Source organism: Streptomyces sp. NPDC046900 (genome assembly GCF_040644975.1).
Classification (GTDB): domain Bacteria; phylum Actinomycetota; class Actinomycetes; order Streptomycetales; family Streptomycetaceae; genus Streptomyces.
On record NZ_JBEYXD010000023.1, the window covers coordinates 1 to 19,011 of the forward strand.

Below are 19,011 nucleotides of genomic sequence, written 5' to 3' on the forward strand. Positions count from 1 at the left end.
TGACTTTTGGCACGCTGTTGAGTTCTCAAGGAACGGACGCTTCCTTCGTACTCACCCTCTCGGGCTTTCCTCCGGGCGCTTCCCTTCGGTGTTTCCGACTCTATCAGATCTTTTTCTCGATCCGATTCCCGGCCGGAGCGGGTTGTCTTCCCGGCCGTTGGGCCGTTCCGACGAGTGAGACTTTAGCGGATTCCTGCCGTCCGAGCTAATCGGGGGCCTGCGTCCTCGCAAAAGCTCGAACGCGGATTCCTCATTCCGAAAAATACGCGCGCCTATATACACGGCAAAGCAGCGCCGAGTATCGGTGGGTACCTGCGGAATGGCTGTCCGGGGACCGACCGTGGTCGGCGCTCACGTCGGACAACCCGGAGAACACTACGCATGGGGCACGGGCGTGTCAACTTGCTCCCGCGGGACCGGAGGAGGCGTACTCTCTTCTCATGACTTCGCGTACGTGCAACCAGCAGTGGTGGGCCGCCTGACGGCGGCCGACTCACGTATGCGTACAACGGCCGCCGCCTCGGCGGCCGTTCTTGTATCTCCCTCCGGAGGGGCGGCCGGCCGGACAGGCGGCCCTGACCTACAGGTGGAGAGATGACACGGGTATTCAGCGGGATCAAGCCGACCGGGCACCTGACGCTGGGGAACTATCTCGGAGCCATGCGGCGGTGGGCCGAGGTGGACCAGCACCAGGCCGACGCGCTGTTCTGCGTGGTCGACCTGCACGCCCTGACCGTGGACCACGATCCGGCGCGGGTACGCAGGCTCACACGGCAGGCGGCGACGCTGCTGCTGGCCGCGGGGCTCGATCCGGGGCTGTGCACGGTGTTCGTACAGAGTCATGTGGACGCCCACACCCGGCTCTCGTATGTGCTCGAGTGCGTCGCCACGGACGGCGAGATGCGGCGGATGATCCAGTACAAGGAAAAGGCCGCCCGTGAGCGCGAGCGAGGCGGGAGCGTGCGGCTGTCGCTGCTGACGTATCCGGTGCTGATGGCGGCGGACATCCTGGCGTACGGGACCGACGAGGTGCCCGTGGGGGACGACCAGACGCAGCACGTGGAGCTGAGCCGGGATCTGGCGCTGCGGTTCAACCAGCGGTACGGGCATACGTTCGTGGTGCCCCGGGCGACCCATCCCGAGGTCGCGACCCGGGTCATGAACCTTCAGGAACCGACGTCGAAGATGGGGAAGTCCGACGACTCCGGGCCGGGCATCGTCTATCTGCTCGACGAACCGGACGTGGTGCGGAAGAAGGTCATGCGGGCCGTGACCGACAGCGGGTCGGACGTCGTCTACGACCGGGAGGCGCGGCCGGGTGTGTCGAACCTGCTGGAGATCCTGGCCGCGTGCGAGGGGCGGAGCCCCGAGGAGCTGAGCGGTGCCTATGACACCTACGGCGCCCTGAAGAAGGACACCGCGGAGGCCGTGGTCGAACTGCTGCGGCCGGTTCAGGAGCGGCACCGGGCGTTGTGCGCGGATCCCGGTCAGGTGGACGAGGTGCTGCGGGCCGGAGCGGAGCGGGCCAGAGAGATGGCCGCTCCTCGGGTGGACGCGGCGTACCGCGCGATCGGTCTGCTGCCCGCCTGAAGGTCCCGTGCCCACCGCCGGACGCCCGGCGGTGGGCACGAAGGTCAGTTGTTGCCGGACGCCAGTTCGCGGCTGCGGTCACGGGCGGCTTCCAGTGCGGCGATGAGCGCGGCACGCACCCCGTGGTTCTCCAGTTCCCGGATCGCATTGATGGTCGTACCCGCGGGCGAGGTGACGTTCTCGCGGAGCTTCACGGGGTGCTCGCCACTGTCGCGGAGCATCACCGCAGCGCCGATCGCGGACTGGACGATCAGTTCATGGGCCTTGTCGCGGGGCAGTCCGAGCAGGATGCCGGCGTCGGTCATGGCCTCGACCAAATAGAAGAAGTACGCCGGACCGGAGCCGGAGAGGGCGGTGCAGGCGTCCTGCTGGGACTCGGGGACGCGCAGCGTCTTGCCGACGGCGCCGAAGATCTCCTCCGTGTGGGCGAGGTGGGCCTCGGTGGCGTGGTTGCCGGCGGAGATGACGGACATGGCCTCGTCGACGAGGGCGGGGGTGTTCGTCATGACGCGGACGACCGGGGTGCCGGCGGCGAGCCGGGCCTCGAAGAACGAGGTGGGAATGCCGGCGGCGCCACTGATGACCAGGCGGTCGGCCGGGATGTGCGAGGCGAGCTCGTCGAGGAGCGTGCCCATGTCCTGGGGCTTGACCGTGAGGATGAGCGTGTCCGCGGTCTTCGCTGCCTCGGCGTTGGTGACCGGGGTGACGCCGTGACGGGTGCGGAGTTCCTCGGCCCGTTCCCGGCGGCGGGCGGTGACCAGGAGATCGGCGGGAGCCCAGCCGGCCCGGATCATTCCGCTGAGCAGGGCTTCGCCGATCTTTCCGGTGCCGAGGACTGCGACTTTCTGGCTCATGGTGCGGGTGCCCTCCGGAGGGTTTGCGTCGTCCGGATTCATCCTCGCACCGGGGGTGCGTGCGGGGGGTTCCTTGTCCGGTGGGCGGGATGGCCTTTCCGGTGCGGCTCGCGACCGCGTCAGGCCGTCCTGCGCCGTAGCGTCGCCGCCCCCAGCCCCAGGACCAGGAGGGCGCAGCCCGCCACGACCAGTGCGTCCCGTACGAACGTCGCCGTCATGTCCGTGTGCTTGAGGACCTCGTTCATGCCGTCCACCGCGTACGACATGGGAAGGACGTCGGAGATGGCCTCCAGGACCGGGTGCATGTCGGAGCGAGGGGTGAACAGTCCGCAGAGGAGGAGCTGCGGGAAGATCACCGCGGGCATGAACTGGACCGCCTGGAACTCCGAGGCCGCGAAGGCCGAGACGAACAGACCGAGCGCCGTGCCGAGCAGGGCGTCGAGGAGGGCCACCAGAAGCAGCAGCCAGGGGGAGCCGGTGACGTCGAGGCCCAGGAACCAGACCGCGAGACCGGTCGCGAGGGCCGACTGGATGATCGCCAGAGTGCCGAAGGCGAGAGCGTAGCCCGCGATCAGGTCACCCTTGCCGAGCGGCATCGCGAGGAGGCGCTCCAGGGTGCCGGAGGTGCGTTCGCGCAGGGTCGCGATCGACGTCACCAGGAACATCGTGATCAGCGGGAAGATGCCGAGCAGCGAGGCGCCGATCGAGTCGAACGTGCGCGGGCTGCCGTCGAAGACGTAGCGCAGCAGGAGCAGCATCACGCACGGGATGACGATCATCAGCGCGATCGTGCGCGGGTCGTGGCGGAGTTGGCGCAGGACGCGTACGGCCGTCGCCGTGGTGCGGGAGAGGGTCAGAGGGCTCGTGGTGGCGTGCGGGGTCGTCGTGGTCATCGGACCGTCTCCTCGGCGGTGTTCTTCGGTTCTCCGGCCTTGTTCCCGGCCGCTGCCTCGTCCACCAGGTGCAGGAAGGCCTCCTCGACCGTCTCCGTACCCGTACGGGTGCGCAGGGCCTCGGGTGTGTCCTCGGCGAGGATCTCGCCCTCGCGCATCAGCAGGAGGCGGTGGCAGCGCTCGGCCTCGTCCATGACATGGGACGAGACGAGGAGCGTGGCGCCGCGGTCCGCCGCGATGGTGTGGAAGAGGGCCCACAGGTCGCGGCGCAGAACGGGGTCGAGGCCGACGGTCGGTTCGTCCAGGACCAGGAGTTCGGGGGTGCCGAGCAGGGCGACCGCGAGGGAGACGCGGCTGCGCTGGCCGCCGGACAGGTTGCCGGCGAGAGCGTCGGCGTGCGTGGTGAGGTCGACGTCGGCTATGGCCCGGGTGACGTCCTCGTGCCGGCGGTCGGCGGCCGCGCGGCCGGGGTCGAGGATCGCGGCGAAGTACTCGAGGTTCTGGCGGATCGTGAGGTCGTCGTAGACGGAGGGCGCCTGGGTGACGTAGCCGATGCGGGAGCGCAGGGAGGCGTCGCCGGCGGGGCGCCCGAGGACTTCGAGGGTGCCGCTCACCTTGGCCTGGGTGCCGACGATCGCGCGCATGAGGGTCGACTTGCCGCACCCGGAGGGACCGAGCAGTCCGGTGATGCGGCCGCTGGGGACGGTGAAGTCGAGACCCCGCAGGACCGTGCGGGGGCCGCGTACGGCGGTGAGGTCTGCGGCTCGGATGGCGGGGGCGGCGGGCCCCTGCTCCGGAAGGCCGGGCGGATGCGTCCGACTGATATTCATCATGTGATGAATATGGCGCGCGACGGACCGGCCGTCAAGCCGGTGGGGCCGGGCCGCCATGGCGCCTACGGTCGCGTCGCCACGATCAACTCGACGTCGTAGACCTCCTCGACCAGGCCGTCCGGAGAGACCTCGAGGAGGTGCTGTCGCTCCTCGGCGAAGAAGGCACGCGCATCCTCCTCACCGAGGACGAGGAAGATCGAGTGGCTGCCGACGTTGGCGAGGTGGGTGTCCACGGAGACCGTGCGGCTCCAGCGGACGACTCGACGAGTGTGGGCCGGGACGTCGGGTGCGCCTGCGAAGGCCACTTCGGTACGGGTGCCTCCCGCGCCGGACTTGGAGGCGTGCTCGGCGCCGAAGTGCCGCTTGATGCGGTCGGCCTGTGCGGCGATCCACGGAACGTCCTGCGCGTCCATGTTCCACCACAGCGCGAGGGCGCCGCCGGGGCGCAGCACCCGCAGTGCTTCCGGGACCGAACGGGCGGGGTCGGTCCAGTGCCAGGCCTGGGCGTAGGTGAGGAAGTCGGTGGAGGCGGTGGCGAGGGGCAGGGCGTTGCCGTCGCCGCGGAGGACGGGGACGCCGGGGACGCTGCGGCGGAACTGGGCCGCCATGCCCTCGCCGGGCTCCACCGCGAGAACCTGGGCCCCACGGGACTTGAGAAGGGCGGTGGCGATCCCGGTGCCGGCGCCGATGTCCGCCACTCGGGCGCCGGCGAGCGGGCGGCCCGCGAGTTCTTCCAGGGCGTCGAAGAGGGCGGGCGGGTAGGACGGGCGGTTCGCGGCGTACTGGGCCGCGGCGGCGTTGAAGGAGTGGGCGCGGGTGGAGCGCAACGACGCGTTCATACGCCCATGGTGGCGGGGGCCGGACGCCGGGGGACAGCGGGTTTGCCGGGCCGAGGGACGGTGGGGGCCGGCGAGGCCGGGGAAGGGAGCCGGTCCCGGCCCACGGCCGACCGGCGGTGCCGCGGGGCGGCCCGGTCAGGGGCGGCGTTTGCGGGCCGGGTTGCCCGAACGCCGGGTCGTGCGCTTCTCGTAGGCGGCGCGGGCCTCTTCGTAGTCCTCGCGGTGGAGCTTCTCACCGGGTGCCTCGCGCAGCGAGCGGAAGAAGTACGCGAGCAGCGAGCCGACGAAGCCGATCGCCAGAAGGCCCCGGAGCGATGCCTGCCGCTCCGGGTCGGGGCGCTTGGTGAAGCTCCCCCAGGTGTGGTTGAAGGCCATCGCGCTGCACACCGCGAACATCACCACGACCAGCAGGGTCACCCCCTTGCCGACGTTGGCGACCTCCAGGCCCTGGTAGGCGAAGCGCAGCACCAGGCAGGAGGCGGCGGCGGCCACGAGCGAGCCGACGGCCACGCCGACGCGGCGTCCCGCGTATCCGCCGTCGTGGTCCACCCATGCCGTGCCGAAGAAGCGGAGGGGTTCGGGGCGGGGACCCGTGGGGGTGCCCGGAGTGCCGTTCGCGTCGCTCACGGGTCGATTATCACTCCGGACGGCCAGGGGTCCCCGCCGCCGTCGTCATGCGCAGCGTGACGTGACGTATCCGTCGCTCCCCGTATGCACATAGGTGTCGGACACGTACTCACCGTTGCCGATGTTGTCCCAGATGTTGCTCGTGCCGTAATAACCCGTCACGGTCGACCCCGGCGTCTGGCAGAAGATCGGGACGCTGACCCCCTCGGGCAGTACCTGGACGATGCTGTAACTGGTGCCGGGACCACTACGGACATTCAGCCGGACGCCCGGTGCCACCGAGTAGTTCGGAGCTGCCGATGCGCTCACCGACGAGCCCAGCACCATGAGAAGTGCTCCGGCGGCTGATCCGGCCAGAAGGACGGATCTGCGCTTCCTGGATGTCATGACTGTCTCTCCTTGATGGGATCAGCCGCAGCGCGAGGTGACGTACCCGTCGCTGCCCGTGTTCACATACGCGTCCGCGACGTACTCGCCGTCGTCGATGTTGTCCCAGATGGCGCTGGTGCCGTACGGGCCGGTGACCTTGGTACCCGGCGTCTGGCAGAAGATCGCGACCTTGGCGCCCTCGGGCAGGACCCGGACGATGCTGTAGCCGGTCCCGGGACCACTACGGACATTCAGCCGGACGCCCGGTGCCACCGAGTAGTAGTGCAGGGCGGCGGCCGTCGCCACGGCCTCCGCCACGCCGTCGCCCCCGGCTTCTTCGGCACGGTCAACTGTCATGAAAAACCTCCCCCGTTGGCCCCATGAGTGTCATGGGGACCCGTTGATTCCCTCCAGTCACGTACTGAAACGCACTTCGGCGACCGGCATGAGGAGGCTGGCAAGCCGCCTCGGTCTCGTAAGTTTCATCGACTAGGCTCCCAAATCGCGCGCGGACGAACAGCACGGGGGTGGTCCATGGCGCCACAGCAGAACACCGGAGGGGGCGCGGAAGCGGAACGTCCCGAGTACGCCGGCCAGTACCGGCTGGAGTCATGCCTGGGCTCGGGCGGCATGGGTGTCGTACATCTGGCCAGGAGCGCCTCGGGGCTGAAGCTCGCGGTGAAGGTCGTGCACGCCGCGTTCGCCAAGGATCCCGAGTTCAGGGGCCGTTTCCGGCAGGAGGTGGCCGCCGCCCGAAGGGTGAGCGGTGCCTTCACCGCGCCCGTGGTCGACGCGGACCCGGAGGCCGAACGGCCCTGGATGGCCACTTTGTTCATTCCCGGTCCGACCCTGTCCGACCAGGTGAAGCAGAACGGGCCCATGGCGCCGTCCCAGTTGCGCCGGATGATGGCCGGTCTCGCGGAGGCGCTGCGCGACATCCACCGCGTCGGGGTCGTGCACCGGGACCTGAAGCCGAGCAACGTCCTGCTCGCCGAGGACGGGCCGAAGGTCATCGACTTCGGTATCTCCCGGCCGAAGGACAGCGAACTGCGGACCGAGACCGGGAAGTTGATCGGAACGCCGCCCTTCATGGCGCCCGAGCAGTTCCGGCGTCCGAGAGAGGTCGGGCCGGCCGCCGACATCTTCGCCCTCGGGTCCGTGATGGTGCACGCGGCGACCGGGCGCGGGCCGTTCGACTCGGACAGCCCGTATGTCGTCGCCTACCAGGTGGTGCACGACGAGCCCGACCTGGCCGGGGTGCCGGAGGATCTCGTGCCGCTGGTGCTGCGCTGCCTCGCCAAGGAGCCCGACGACCGGCCCACACCGGACGAACTGATGCGCGAGCTGCGGTCGGTGGCGGCGTCGTACGACACCCGGGCGTTCATACCGGGACAGCGGACCGTCGATGCGCCGGCGCCGCAACCCGGCGTCGAGAAGCCGGAGGCTCCGCCTGGGAAGCGCCCGCGCAGGCGTGTGGTGTTCGCCGGTGCGGCGCTCGTCCTGGCCATGGGCGGCGTGCTCCTTTCGGTCCTGTCCCAAGGGGGGCCCGCCACTACGCCGACGGGTGACACGCCCCGGACCACGGGGGACGCGTTCCGCGCCTGGGAGACGACGCCCGTGTCCGAGGACGGGAACGCTGCGCAGTGCTCCCACAGTGCGGGCAAGTTGTTCTGCGGACAGCCGGGGCTGATCTTCGCCCTCGATCCGTCCGACGGCACCCAGCTCTGGCGGCACGCGGTCGCAAGGACGATCAGGAGCGGGCCGCCGCTCGTGTCGGGCGGTCTCGTTCAGCCTCTGACCGACCAGCGCGGCGCTCTGCAGGCACTCGACCCCGCGTCGGGCAGGACGCGTTGGCAGCGGGCCTCGTCCGGGTACGACGCACCGCGTCAGGCGGGAGACATGCTGCTGCTCACCGGTGCCGACGGGACGGTCACCGGCGTGAACAGCGCCACGGGCAAGACGGAGTGGAGTCACGCCATCCCGGGCCAGGGCATGCCGTACTTCACCTCGTTCGCAGGCAACCCGCTGGCGTACGCGGCGAGCGCATCTGACGACGGATCGAGCACGCACGTCACCGCAGTGGATCCGCACACGGGTGATGTGCGGTGGGACGCGCGGCTAAAGGGTGTGCTGAAACCGTTCGGCACCGCGGGCGGGTCCGTCTTCTTCCTCTCCGTCGACCAGGTCTACGAACGCACGACGGCCGTGGTCCGCTACACCCCTGGCTCTGCTTCGACGCGGAGAGTGGCACTGCCGGTACCGCTTGAGCGCGCCCACGCCACCGTGCACGGCCACGTCGTGTACCTCCTGGCCGCCGGTGGCTCACTGGAAGCCGTCGACATGGTCGCGGGAAAGCTGCTCTGGCACGTCGAGACGTCGGTGACGCGCGGCTCGGCGCCGGTCGCGGACGGCGGTCACGTCTACTTCACCGCGGCCGACGGACGGCTGCTCGCCTTCGACGCCGACAAGGGAGGTCTCATCGGCCAGACCCGGCCGCGCCTCGGCACGCGCGCGGAGCACGTCGCGGCCGCGCTCCCGGAGCCCCTCCTCCTCAACGGCCACGTCTACGCCTCCGCCCCCGACGGCACCGTCTTCGCCGTGGACGGGCACGACCCGTCGAGTTGGTGACAGGCGAAAGGGCCGCCCCCACAGGGACGGCCCAGTGCTGTCGGCGGAGCCTCAGCCCAGCTTGCTGACGTCGCGCACCGCGCCCTTGTCGGCGCTCGTCGCCATCGCGGCGTAGGCGCGCAGGGCCGCCGAGACCTTGCGGTCGCGGTTGGCCGGGGCGTACACGCCGTTCAGGGCCTCGCGGCGGGCGGCCAGTTCCTCGTCGGAGACCAGGAGCTCGATCGTGCGGTCCGGGATGTCGATCCGGATCCGGTCGCCGTCCTGGACCAGCGCGATGGTGCCGCCCGAGGCCGCCTCCGGGGACGCGTGGCCGATGGACAGGCCCGACGTGCCGCCGGAGAAACGGCCGTCCGTGACCAGGGCGCAGCTCTTCCCGAGGCCCCGGCCCTTGAGGTACGAGGTCGGGTAGAGCATCTCCTGCATGCCGGGGCCGCCCTTGGGACCCTCGTACCGGATGACGACGACGTCGCCCTCCTTGATCTCCTGGGTCAGGATCTTCTGGACGGCCTCCTCCTGCGACTCGCAGACGACCGCGGGCCCCTCGAACGTCCAGATGGACGCGTCGACGCCCGCCGTCTTCACCACGCAGCCGTCCACGGCCAGGTTGCCCTTGAGGACGGCCAGACCGCCGTCCTTGGAGTACGCGTGCTCGGCGGAGCGGATGCACCCGCTCTCCGCGTCCTCGTCCAGCGACGCCCAGCGCTCGGACTGGGAGAAGGCCTCGGCCGAGCGCACACAGCCCGGGGCCGCGTGCCACAGCTCCACGGCCTCCTGCGAGGGCGAGCCGCCGCGGACGTCCCAGGTCTTGAGCCAGTCGGCCAGGGACGGGCTGTGGACGGCGTGGACGTCCTCGTTCAGCAGGCCCGCGCGGTGCAGTTCGCCGAGGAGGGCCGGGATGCCGCCGGCGCGGTGCACGTCCTCCATGTAGTACGTACGGTCCTTGGCGACGTTCGGGGCGACCTTCGCCAGGCACGGGACGCGGCGCGACACCTGGTCGATCTCCGCCAGCCCGAAGGGGACGCCCGCCTCCTGGGCCGCCGCCAGCAGGTGCAGGATCGTGTTGGTGGAGCCACCCATCGCGATGTCGAGTGCCATCGCGTTCTCGAAGGCCGGGAAGGTGGCGATGGAGCGGGGCAGGACCGTCTCGTCGTCCTGCCCGTAGTAACGGCGGGTGAGATCCATGACCGTACGGGCCGCGTCCTCGTACAGCGCACGGCGGGCCGTGTGGGTGGCCAGCACCGAGCCGTTGCCGGGGAGGGAGAGGCCGATCGCCTCGGTCAGGCAGTTCATCGAGTTGGCCGTGAACATGCCGGAACAGGAGCCGCAGGTCGGGCAGGCGTTCTCCTCGATGCGAAGGATGTCCTCGTCCGAGATCTTGTCGTTCACGGCGTCGGAGATCGCGTCGACCAGGTCGAGCGTGCGGACCGTGCCGTCGACCAGGGTGGCGCGGCCGGACTCCATCGGTCCGCCGGAGACGAAGACCGTCGGGATGTTCAGGCGCAGGGCGGCCATCAGCATGCCCGGGGTGATCTTGTCGCAGTTGGAGATGCAGACCAGGGCGTCGGCGCAGTGCGCCTCGACCATGTACTCCACGCTGTCCGCGATCAGGTCGCGGGAGGGCAGGCTGTAGAGCATGCCGCCGTGCCCCATCGCGATGCCGTCGTCGACGGCGATCGTGTTGAACTCGCGGGGGATGCCGCCCGCCTCCGTGATCGCCTCGCTGACGATCCGGCCGACCGGCTGGAGGTGGGTGTGTCCCGGCACGAACTCCGTGAAGGAGTTGGCGACGGCGATGATCGGCTTCCGTCCGATGTCCGCACCGGGTACACCTGAGGCACGCATGAGGGCGCGGGCGCCCGCCATGTTGCGGCCGTGGGTGACTGTGCGGGACCTCAGCTCGGGCATCGTCGCTCGCTCCTTCGGAGAGTCATGACTTCCCTCGAGCCTACGCCGGTGCTCCAAGGACCGGACACAACTGTCCGGATCCCGGGACGCGCGTCTCGGTCGAACCGGCCCGCCCGGCCCTTCGCCCGGGGCGCGCCGGGCCCCCTTCAGGGGTTGGTCAGGTGCCCCTGCACCACGGGGGCCAGCCGCGCCACGAGCTGTTCCAGGTCCGCCGAGGCCAGCGGCTCCACCTTGACCACGTAGCGCAGCATCGCCACCCCGACGAGCTGGGCGGCTGCCAGCTCGGCGCGCAGCTCGGGCTCCGGCATGTCCAGCTGGCCGGCGACGCGGCGCAGCAGCTGCGTGGCCACCAGGCGGCGGAAGACGGCGGCCGCGGACTCGTTGTTCACGGCGGACCGGAGGATCGCCAGCAGCGGCGTACGGGTCGTGGGGTTCTCCCAGATGCCGAGGACGAACCGGGTCAGGCGCTCGCCGACGCCCTCCTCGGGCCCCTGGGCGATCGCGTCCGGCGCGCTCATCGCGGGGGCGAAGGCCACCTCGATGGCGGCCTCGAAGACCTGTTCCTTGGTGCCGAAGTAGTGGTGCACCAGCGCGGAGTCCACACCGGCGGCCTTGGCGATGCCGCGCACCGACGTCTTCTCGTAGCCGCGCTCGGAGAACTCCTCGCGGGCCGCCTCCAGGATGCTGTCGCGGGTGGCGGGGGCCGCCGCCGTCTCCGTACGGCTGGGCCGTCCCCGGCCGCGACGGACGGGACCCGTTCCGGTCGCCCTGGTCATGGGCACAGCATCCCACTCACCCGCGGGACACCTTCACGGCCGACGCGAGGTGCAGCCGGGTGAAGGCGAGAGCCTCCGCGAGGTCGGCCTCGCGCTCGGCACCCGACATGGCGCGGCGGGTGTTGACCTCGATGACGACGTACCCGTCGAAGCCGGTGAGCGCGAGCCGCTCGAGCACCTCGGCGCACGGCTGGACGCCGCGGCCGGGGACGAGGTGCTCGTCCTTGTTGGAGCCGTTGCCGTCGGCGAGGTGGACGTGGCCGAGGCGGTCGCCCATGCGGTCGAGCATCTGCAGGGCGTCCGTACGAGCCGTCGCGGTGTGGCTGAGATCTATCGTGAAATGGCGGTAGTCGTGGCGCGTGACGTCCCAGTCGGGGGCGTACGCGAGCATCTCGCGGTCCCGGTAGCGCCACGGGTACATGTTCTCGACGGCGAACCGCACATCCGTCTCGTCCGCCATGCGCCATACGCCGTCGACGAAGTCGCGGGCGTACTGACGCTGCCACCGGAAGGGCGGGTGGACCACGACGGTGCCGGCGCCGAGCTTCTCGGCGGCCGCGCGGGCCCGCTGCAGCTTGACCCAGGGATCGGTGGACCAGACGCGCTGGGTGATGAGCAGACAGGGGGCGTGGATGGCGAGAACGGGGACCCGGTGGTAGTCGCTGAGCCGGCGCAGCGCCTCGATGTCCTGGCTGACCGGATCGGTCCACACCATGACCTCGACCCCGTCGTAACCGAGGCGCGCTGCGATCTCGAAGGCCGTTGCCGTCGACTCCGGATAGACGGAGGCCGTCGACAGCGCGACCTTCGCATCCGGGATGCGCACCGCTGGTTCTGCCACGAGGGACAGGGTACGGGGCGCCGCATTGACATGGAGGGCGGGAAGCGGGGCGCGGGGTGTGGGAAGCGGCACAGCGGCCGGAAGTCGCCGCCGCCGCGCAGCCGGCCCGGTGCCCGCTCCGCCCGGGCCCTCGCGGCACCCGTGGACCGGGCTGCCGCACGGCGCTGACGAGGGGGATGGCGGGATCTCTTCCGCCGTCACCGCTCGCCTGCGCGCACCTAGGGCATGTGGTCGAGGCGCCGCAGGATGACGCCCTCGCGCAGCGCCCACGGGCAGATCTCCAGGGTCTCCACCCCGAACAGGTCCATCGCGCCCTCCGCGACCAGCGCCCCGGCGAGGAGCTGGCCCGCACGGCCGTCGGAGACGCCCGGCAGAGTCGAGCGCTCCACGGCCGTCATCCCGGAGAGCCGCGGCACCCACGCCTCCAGGGACTGCCGTTTCAGATCGCGCTGCACGTACAGCCCCTCCGCGGACCGCGCCGCCCCGGCGATGCGGGCGAGCTGCCTGAAGGTCTTGGACGTGGCGACCACGTGGTCGGGCGCCCCGAAACGGCTGAACTCGCCGACGGTGCGGGCGATCTGCGCGCGGACATGGCGGCGCAGCGCCTTCACGTCGGCCGGGTCCGGCGGATCGCCCGGCAGCCAGCCCGCGGTGAGCCGGCCGGCGCCGAGCGGCAGCGACACCGCGGCGTCGGGTTCCTCGTCGATGCCGTAGGCGATCTCCAGCGAGCCGCCGCCGATGTCCAGGACGAGCAGCTTGCCCGCCGACCAGCCGAACCAGCGGCGGGCCGCGAGGAAGGTCAGCCGTGCCTCCTCCGCGCCGGTCAGCACCTGGAGCTCGACGCCGGTGGCCTCCTTCACCCGGGCCAGGACGTCGTCCGCGTTGGTCGCCTCGCGCACCGCGGAGGTGGCGAACGGCAGCAGGTCCTCGACTCCCTTGTCCTCGGCCGCCTCGAGGGCGTCCCGTACGACGGCGATCAGCTTGTCGACCCCGTGGGCGCCGATGGCGCCGCTGCCGTCGAGGAGTTCGGCGAGCCGCAGCTCCGCCTTGTGCGAATGCGCGGGAAGTGGACGCGCGCCGGGGTGCGCATCCACCACCAGCAGATGCACCGTGTTCGAACCCACATCGAGGACACCGAGTCTCATGTACGGAACGCTACTGCCAGGACGACGGTGCTCAGTCCCGGATGAGGTCCGGGGCCACTTACCCTGGATGCGTGCCAAAGACGAAAAAGGCGAAGTCCGACAAATCCTCCAAGGGGTCGAAGGATTCCTCGCAGGCGAAGGCGCCCGCGCCCAGGAAGGCCCCGAAGGCGAACGACGAGAAGGGGCTCGACTTCGCGCGCGCGTGGGTGGAGTTCCCGGATCCGGCCGACGACGAGCAGGTATTCCGGTGCGATCTGACCTGGCTGACCTCGCGCTGGAGCTGCATCTTCGGAAGCGGCTGCCAGGGCATCCAGGCGGGCCGCGCGGACGACGGGTGCTGCACGCTGGGAGCGCACTTCTCGGACGAGGACGACGAGAAGCGGGTGGCCGGGCATGTGGCACGACTCACGCCGGAGATCTGGCAGAACCATGACGTGGGCATGGAAACCGGCTGGGTCGCGGAGGACGACGAGGGCTCCCGGCAGACCCGCCCCTACCAGGGCTCCTGCATCTTCCAGAACCGGCCCGGATTCCCGGGCGGCGCCGGCTGCTCGCTGCACATCCTGGCGCTGCGGGAGGGCCGCGAGCCGCTGGAGACCAAACCCGACGTCTGCTGGCAGCTGCCGATCCGGCGGACCTTCGACTGGATCGACCGGCCCGACGACACCCGGGTGCTGCAGGTGTCCATCGGTGAGTACGACCGCCGTGGCTGGGGGCCGGGCGGCCACGACCTGCACTGGTGGTGCACGTCGGCCACGTCGGCGCACGGCGCGGGCGAGCCGGTGTACCTCTCGTACCGGGCCGAGCTGACCGAGCTGATGGGCAAGGCGGGGTACGACCGCCTGGCGGAGCTGTGCGAGCAGCGCCTGGCCTCGCAGCTCCCGCTGGTGGCACCGCACCCCGCTGATCCGGCGCTCCCCTAGCCCGGCCCCCGCGCATCCGGCGCACTGGGCATCGGACCCTGCTGATCCGGCGGGCCGAGCTGCGGCTCGTCCCGCCCCTCCGCGTCCCGTTCGCCGCCGACCGTGGACCCGTGCCGGCCCGGATCGACGGGTACCTACGGGGACGGGCTCGCGGTGAAGCTGTCGGTGAGCGTCGGGGTCGGCGACGGCGGGTCGGAGGGAGGCCCGCTCGTGGACGGCGGGTCGGTCGGAGTCGGGTCGCTGGGTGTGGGGTCCGGGTCGGCCGAGGGCGAACCGCTCGGCGCGGGGTCGGACGGGCCGGACTGGTCAGGGGTGGGGTGCGGTTCCGTCGGGCGCACCGCCCCGTGTCCGTCGATGGTGACGACCGCGCCCGCGGGAGCCACCGCCACGCTCGCGTGCCAGGAGCCCGACGGTTCGCGGAGGTGGTCGACGTACACCCGCACCGTGAACGATTCTCCGGGTGCGAGCGTCCCCGAGGACTGGTTCATGTAGAGCCAGGAGGCCCGGGTGGACACCGACCAGTGGACCGGTCCGTCTCCCGACGCGGTGAGCGTGATGAGGGTCGTGGTGCCGTCGTTGCGGGCCACCACCCCCAGGTGTCCCGACCCCGGGTTCCCGGTCTTCACACCGATGACCTCGACGGAGACGTCAGGCGAGCGGCCGTCCTTGCCGAAGTGCCCGCCGGGCTTCGCACTGGCGTTGCCCGCGTTCTCGTAGCCGCCGGCGCCGTCGCCGCCGAGCGTCTCGGAGCCGTGCGCCTCGCGTGCGGTGGCGCTGGGTCCCTCGGCGCTGTCGCCGGCCAGGGGACCTCGGTAGGCGGCCCACAGGGCGAGGACCGGGGCCGCGATCACGGCGGCGACCACCGTCGTGGTGACCGCACGCGCGCGCAGACGGTCCCTGCGGGCGGCGTGGTCCTTCGGGTCCACCGGGAAACCCCGGCGGTCGAAGCGGGGGACGCCGCCGCGGGTGGGTGCGGCGTGCGCCATCGCGCTCTGCAGAACCTTGCGGGGCACCTCGAGAACGGGGAGTTCGGCGGGAGTGACGCTGGTGCCGGGCCAGTTGCCGGGAACCGCGCGCTCCGCGGCACGGCGGCACCGGGGGCAGTCGTCGACGTGCCGGACGAGCTCGCGGCGCAGTGTGGCGCTCAGGACCAGCTGGTGGTCGCCGGTGAGACGGGCGACGCTCGGGCACACGCCGGTCTCCACGACGGCGAGGGCGGCGCGGGTGCGCTCGACCTCACAGGCGGCGGAGGCGAGGAGCTCACGGGCGGCGGCGGGCTCCATGCCCAGCACCGCGGCGACCTCGGAGGCGGAGAGCTGGTGGCGCACCGCGAGCTCGAGCGCCTCGCGCTGCTCGGGGGTGGTGCCGGCTGCCTCCGGCCAGGCGAGCCGGGCGAGCTCCCGGCGGCGCTCCTCCTGGGTCTCCTCGGAAAGGGGCACGGCGGCGGCCGCCTCGGCGGCGCGCCGGTCGGCGGCTTCCTTGTGCGCGCGGGGGCCCCGGTCCCGCCCGGCGGCATGGCCGCCGGGTTGACGGCGGCGCCTGGCCTCGGCGAGCCGGCGCAGACAGGACCAGCGGGCGAGGGCGTACAGCCAGGCGCGGCGGCCGCCGGGGGCCTGAGAGCCGCGCGAGCCACGGCGCTCGGCGAGCACCAGGGCGTCCGCCAGGGCTGCGGTCGCCTCGTCGTGGTCGCACAGCACGGACAGGCAGTAGGTGAACAGGCCGTCCAGGTAGGGGTCGTACCTCGTGGGCGGCTGCTGCGCCGTGGTGCTGAGGTGCGCGCCGCGAGGCACCCTGCCCCGATTGCGCGCGTTCCTTCGCGCCGGGTGTGCGCCGCTGGCGTGTGGGGACGTCTCCGGCCTGCTGCTCATCACCTGTGCGACCGTAGGCGCCCATCCATGGCGCCTTCTGCCCCCTTGCGGACTTTTACTCCGTACGGGTGAAACGATCCCTCATAAGGGGGGCGGGAACGGCGCACTCCCTGGCCGGTCCGGGTGCGCCGTCGGCCGCGGCGGCGCAGGGACGGACGTGACGCGCGCGGCCCGCGCGCCCTCGGGGGGCTCCTCCTGCCCTGGGTGTGTGCCCCCGTGTCAGTGGGCCCCGCTACGGTTTCGTCCATGGCTGCCCGTACGAAGACCACCAAGGACCGGCCGTCCTACCGCTGCACCGAGTGCGGCTGGCAGACGGCCAAGTGGCTCGGCCGCTGCCCCGAGTGTCAGGCCTGGGGGACGATCGAGGAGTACGGCGCGCCCGCGGTGCGGACCACGACGCCGGGCCGGGTGACGAGTTCCGCCCTGCCCATCGGGCAGGTCGACGGACGCCAGGCCACCGCCCGCTCCACCGGCGTCGCCGAGCTGGACCGCGTCCTCGGCGGCGGGCTGGTCCCCGGCGCGGTGGTGCTGCTCGCCGGGGAACCCGGCGTCGGCAAGTCGACGCTCCTGCTGGACGTCGCGGCCAAGGCGGCGAGTGACGAACACCGCACGCTGTATGTGACGGGCGAGGAGTCGGCGAGCCAGGTGCGGCTGCGCGCCGACCGCATCGGGGCCATCGACGATCATCTCTACCTCGCCGCGGAGACCGATCTCGCGGCCGTCCTGGGCCACTTGGACGCGGTCAAGCCCTCACTCCTCGTCCTCGACTCCGTGCAGACCGTCGCCTCCCCCGAGATCGACGGTGCGCCCGGCGGCATGGCACAGGTGCGGGAGGTCGCCGGGGCACTCATCCGCGCCTCCAAGGAGCGCGGCATGTCGACCCTCCTCGTGGGCCATGTCACCAAGGACGGCGCGATCGCGGGCCCGCGCCTGCTCGAGCACCTCGTGGACGTCGTCCTGCACTTCGAGGGCGACCGGCACGCGCGCCTGCGTCTGGTACGCGGGGTCAAGAACCGCTACGGCGCGACGGACGAGGTCGGCTGCTTCGAGCTGCACGACGAGGGCATCACGGGTCTCGCCGACCCGAGCGGCCTGTTCCTGACCCGCCGTGCCGAGCCGGTGCCCGGCACCTGCCTGACCGTGACCCTGGAGGGCCGCCGTCCCCTGGTGGCCGAGGTCCAGGCGCTCACCGTGGACTCGCAGATCCCCTCCCCCCGCCGCACCACGTCGGGGCTGGAGACCTCTCGGGTCTCGATGATGCTCGCCGTCCTGGAGCAGCGCGGCCGGATCAGCGCCCTGGGCAAACGGGACATCTACTCCGCGACCGTCGGCGGAGTGAAGCTGTCGGAGCCGGCCGCCGACCTGGCGGTCGCGCTGGCGCTGGCGAGCGCCGCGAGCGACACCCCGCTCCCGAAGAACCTGGTGGCGATCGGCGAAGTGGGGCTCGCGGGCGAGGTCAGAAGGGTCACGGGCGTTCAGCGCCGGCTGGCCGAGGCGCACCGTCTGGGCTTCACGCACGCGCTCGTACCGACCGACCCGGGCAAGGTCCCGTCCGGGATGAAGGTGCTGGAAGTGGCGGACATAGGGGACGCCCTACGGGTCCTCCCACGCTCCCGTCACCGAGAGGCCCCACGGGACGACGAGGACCGCCGGTAGACTTTGCCCTGGTCTTGCCCGTCCGTACGAACCGACTGTGCGACACGGGAGCGCCCAAGAACCTGCGACCGGAGGAGTGCAGTGGCAGCCAACGACCGGGCAGCAGCTCCCGGAAAGTACGGTGGGAGTTCCGGCGCCGATGGCCTGATGCGCGCCTCATTGAGCGCCGTGGCACCCGGCACGCCCCTGCGCGACGGCCTCGAGCGCGTCCTGCGCGGCAACACCGGCGGTCTCATCGTGCTCGGCTCCGACAAGACCGTCGAGACGATGTGCACGGGTGGTTTCGTCCTGGATGTCGAGTTCACGGCGACGCGGCTGCGTGAGCTCTGCAAGCTGGACGGCGCCCTCGTTCTCTCCTCGGACCTGTCGAAGATCCTGCGGGCCGGCGTGCAGCTGGTCCCGGACCCCACGATCCCGACGGAGGAGACGGGCACACGCCACCGGACGGCGGACCGGGTGAGCAAGCAGGTCGGTTTCCCGGTGGTCTCCGTCTCGCAGTCGATGCGTCTGATCGCGCTGTACGTCGACGGACAGCGCCGGGTCCTGGAGGACTCCGCGGCGATCCTGTCCCGCGCCAACCAGGCCCTGGCCACCCTGGAGCGGTACAAGCTCCGCCTGGACGAGGTGGCGGGCACGCTCTCCGCGCTGGAGATCGAGGACCTGGTGACGGTCCGGGACGTCTCGGCGGTGTCCCAGCGACTCGAGATGGTCCGCCGTATTGCCACCGAAATCGCGGAATACGTGGTCGAACTGGGCACGGACGGTCGTCTGCTCGCCCTGCAGCTGGACGAGTTGATCGCGGGCGTGGAGCCCGAGCGGGAACTGGTGGTGCGCGACTACGTGCCCGAGCCGACCGCGAAGCGCTCCCGCACGGTCGACGAGGCCCTGTCCGAACTGGATGCGCTGAGCCACCTCGAGCTCCTCGAACTTCCCACGGTGGCCCGCGCCTTGGGCTACACCGGCTCCCCTGAGAACCTCGACTCGGCGGTGTCCCCGCGCGGCTTCCGGCTGCTGGCGAAGGTTCCCCGGCTGCCAGGCGCCATCATCGACCGCCTGGTCGACCACTTCGGCGGTCTGCAGAAGCTGCTCGCGGCCAGCGTGGACGACCTCCAGACGGTGGACGGCGTCGGCGAGGCCCGGGCCCGCAGTGTGCGGGAAGGGCTGTCGCGGCTCGCGGAGTCCTCCATCCTTGAGCGCTACGTCTAGCCGTCGGCCGTACCGAGCGCGGAAAATCCCGTGGAGAGATGCCTCTCCTCGCGTCTAC

17 protein-coding genes are annotated in these 19,011 nt (G+C 71.4%); 5 read left to right on the forward strand and 12 right to left on the reverse strand.

Annotated features, from left to right (window positions below; genetic code table 11):
* Positions 1-594 precede the first annotated feature (594 nt).
* Positions 595-1,590, forward strand: coding sequence for a tryptophan--tRNA ligase (gene trpS, locus ABZ904_RS22725; protein WP_360997279.1), 996 nt, complete (start codon positions 595-597; stop codon positions 1,588-1,590).
* Between the two features lie 44 nt (positions 1,591-1,634).
* Here the strand turns inward: trpS and proC are convergent, their stop codons facing one another.
* The 7 genes from proC to ABZ904_RS22760 form a co-directional block, all read right to left on the reverse strand.
* Entirely contained in the window at positions 1,635-2,444 is an 810-nt protein-coding gene (gene proC / locus ABZ904_RS22730) for a pyrroline-5-carboxylate reductase (protein WP_360997277.1), read from the reverse strand.
* Positions 2,445-2,563: 119 nt separating this feature from the next.
* Positions 2,564-3,337, reverse strand: coding sequence for an ABC transporter permease (locus ABZ904_RS22735; RefSeq protein ID WP_360997275.1), 774 nt, complete (start codon positions 3,335-3,337; stop codon positions 2,564-2,566).
* Positions 3,334-4,170, reverse strand: a complete 837-nt coding sequence (locus ABZ904_RS22740; RefSeq protein ID WP_360997273.1) for an ABC transporter ATP-binding protein — start codon at positions 4,168-4,170, stop codon at positions 3,334-3,336. Before ABZ904_RS22740 ends, ABZ904_RS22735 begins: the two co-directional genes overlap by 4 nt.
* 62 nt (positions 4,171-4,232) lie before the next feature.
* Complete coding sequence (locus ABZ904_RS22745) at positions 4,233-5,009, reverse strand: class I SAM-dependent methyltransferase (RefSeq protein ID WP_360997271.1); 777 nt, start codon at positions 5,007-5,009, stop codon at positions 4,233-4,235.
* Positions 5,010-5,144: 135 nt separating this feature from the next.
* On the reverse strand, positions 5,145-5,636 hold the full coding sequence (locus ABZ904_RS22750) for an EamA/RhaT family transporter (RefSeq protein ID WP_360997269.1): 492 nt from the start codon (positions 5,634-5,636) through the stop codon (positions 5,145-5,147).
* A 45-nt stretch (positions 5,637-5,681) separates the two neighbouring features.
* The gene (locus ABZ904_RS22755) at positions 5,682-6,023 is read right to left on the reverse strand and encodes an SH3 domain-containing protein (protein ID WP_360997267.1); all 342 of its coding nucleotides are present in this window, start codon (positions 6,021-6,023) and stop codon (positions 5,682-5,684) included.
* Positions 6,024-6,044: 21 nt separating this feature from the next.
* A complete protein-coding gene (locus tag ABZ904_RS22760) occupies positions 6,045-6,362 on the reverse strand; it encodes an SH3 domain-containing protein (RefSeq protein WP_359394862.1) in 318 nt (105 codons plus the stop codon).
* Between the two features lie 177 nt (positions 6,363-6,539).
* On the opposite strand from ABZ904_RS22760, the gene ABZ904_RS22765 reads away from it, so the two are divergent.
* Positions 6,540-8,633, forward strand: coding sequence for a serine/threonine-protein kinase (locus tag ABZ904_RS22765; protein ID WP_360997264.1), 2,094 nt, complete (start codon positions 6,540-6,542; stop codon positions 8,631-8,633).
* A gap of 51 nt (positions 8,634-8,684) precedes the next feature.
* On the opposite strand, the gene ilvD is transcribed toward ABZ904_RS22765, so the two are convergent.
* The 4 genes from ilvD to ABZ904_RS22785 form a co-directional block, all read right to left on the reverse strand.
* A complete protein-coding gene (gene ilvD, locus ABZ904_RS22770) occupies positions 8,685-10,538 on the reverse strand; it encodes a dihydroxy-acid dehydratase (RefSeq protein ID WP_360997262.1) in 1,854 nt (617 codons plus the stop codon).
* A 146-nt stretch (positions 10,539-10,684) separates the two neighbouring features.
* On the reverse strand, positions 10,685-11,314 hold the full coding sequence (locus ABZ904_RS22775) for a TetR family transcriptional regulator (protein WP_359394857.1): 630 nt from the start codon (positions 11,312-11,314) through the stop codon (positions 10,685-10,687).
* Positions 11,315-11,330: 16 nt separating this feature from the next.
* Entirely contained in the window at positions 11,331-12,155 is an 825-nt protein-coding gene (locus tag ABZ904_RS22780) for a sugar phosphate isomerase/epimerase (protein ID WP_359394854.1), read from the reverse strand.
* Positions 12,156-12,373: 218 nt separating this feature from the next.
* Positions 12,374-13,300, reverse strand: coding sequence for a Ppx/GppA phosphatase family protein (locus tag ABZ904_RS22785; RefSeq protein ID WP_359394852.1), 927 nt, complete (start codon positions 13,298-13,300; stop codon positions 12,374-12,376).
* Between the two features lie 71 nt (positions 13,301-13,371).
* Between ABZ904_RS22785 and ABZ904_RS22790 the strand changes: the two genes are divergently transcribed.
* Positions 13,372-14,223, forward strand: a complete 852-nt coding sequence (locus ABZ904_RS22790; RefSeq protein ID WP_359394849.1) for a hypothetical protein — start codon at positions 13,372-13,374, stop codon at positions 14,221-14,223.
* A gap of 134 nt (positions 14,224-14,357) precedes the next feature.
* Here the strand turns inward: ABZ904_RS22790 and ABZ904_RS22795 are convergent, their stop codons facing one another.
* On the reverse strand, positions 14,358-16,091 hold the full coding sequence (locus ABZ904_RS22795; protein ID WP_360997259.1) for a hypothetical protein: 1,734 nt from the start codon (positions 16,089-16,091) through the stop codon (positions 14,358-14,360).
* A 246-nt stretch (positions 16,092-16,337) separates the two neighbouring features.
* On the opposite strand from ABZ904_RS22795, the gene radA reads away from it, so the two are divergent.
* Positions 16,338-17,747 carry a DNA repair protein RadA gene (gene radA / locus ABZ904_RS22800; protein WP_359394844.1) on the forward strand — a complete coding sequence of 470 codons (1,410 nt, stop codon included), beginning with the start codon at positions 16,338-16,340 and terminating at the stop codon, positions 17,745-17,747.
* Positions 17,748-17,828: 81 nt separating this feature from the next.
* Positions 17,829-18,953, forward strand: a complete 1,125-nt coding sequence (gene disA, locus ABZ904_RS22805) for a DNA integrity scanning diadenylate cyclase DisA (protein WP_359394842.1) — start codon at positions 17,829-17,831, stop codon at positions 18,951-18,953.
* The last annotated feature ends 58 nt before the right edge of the window (positions 18,954-19,011 follow it).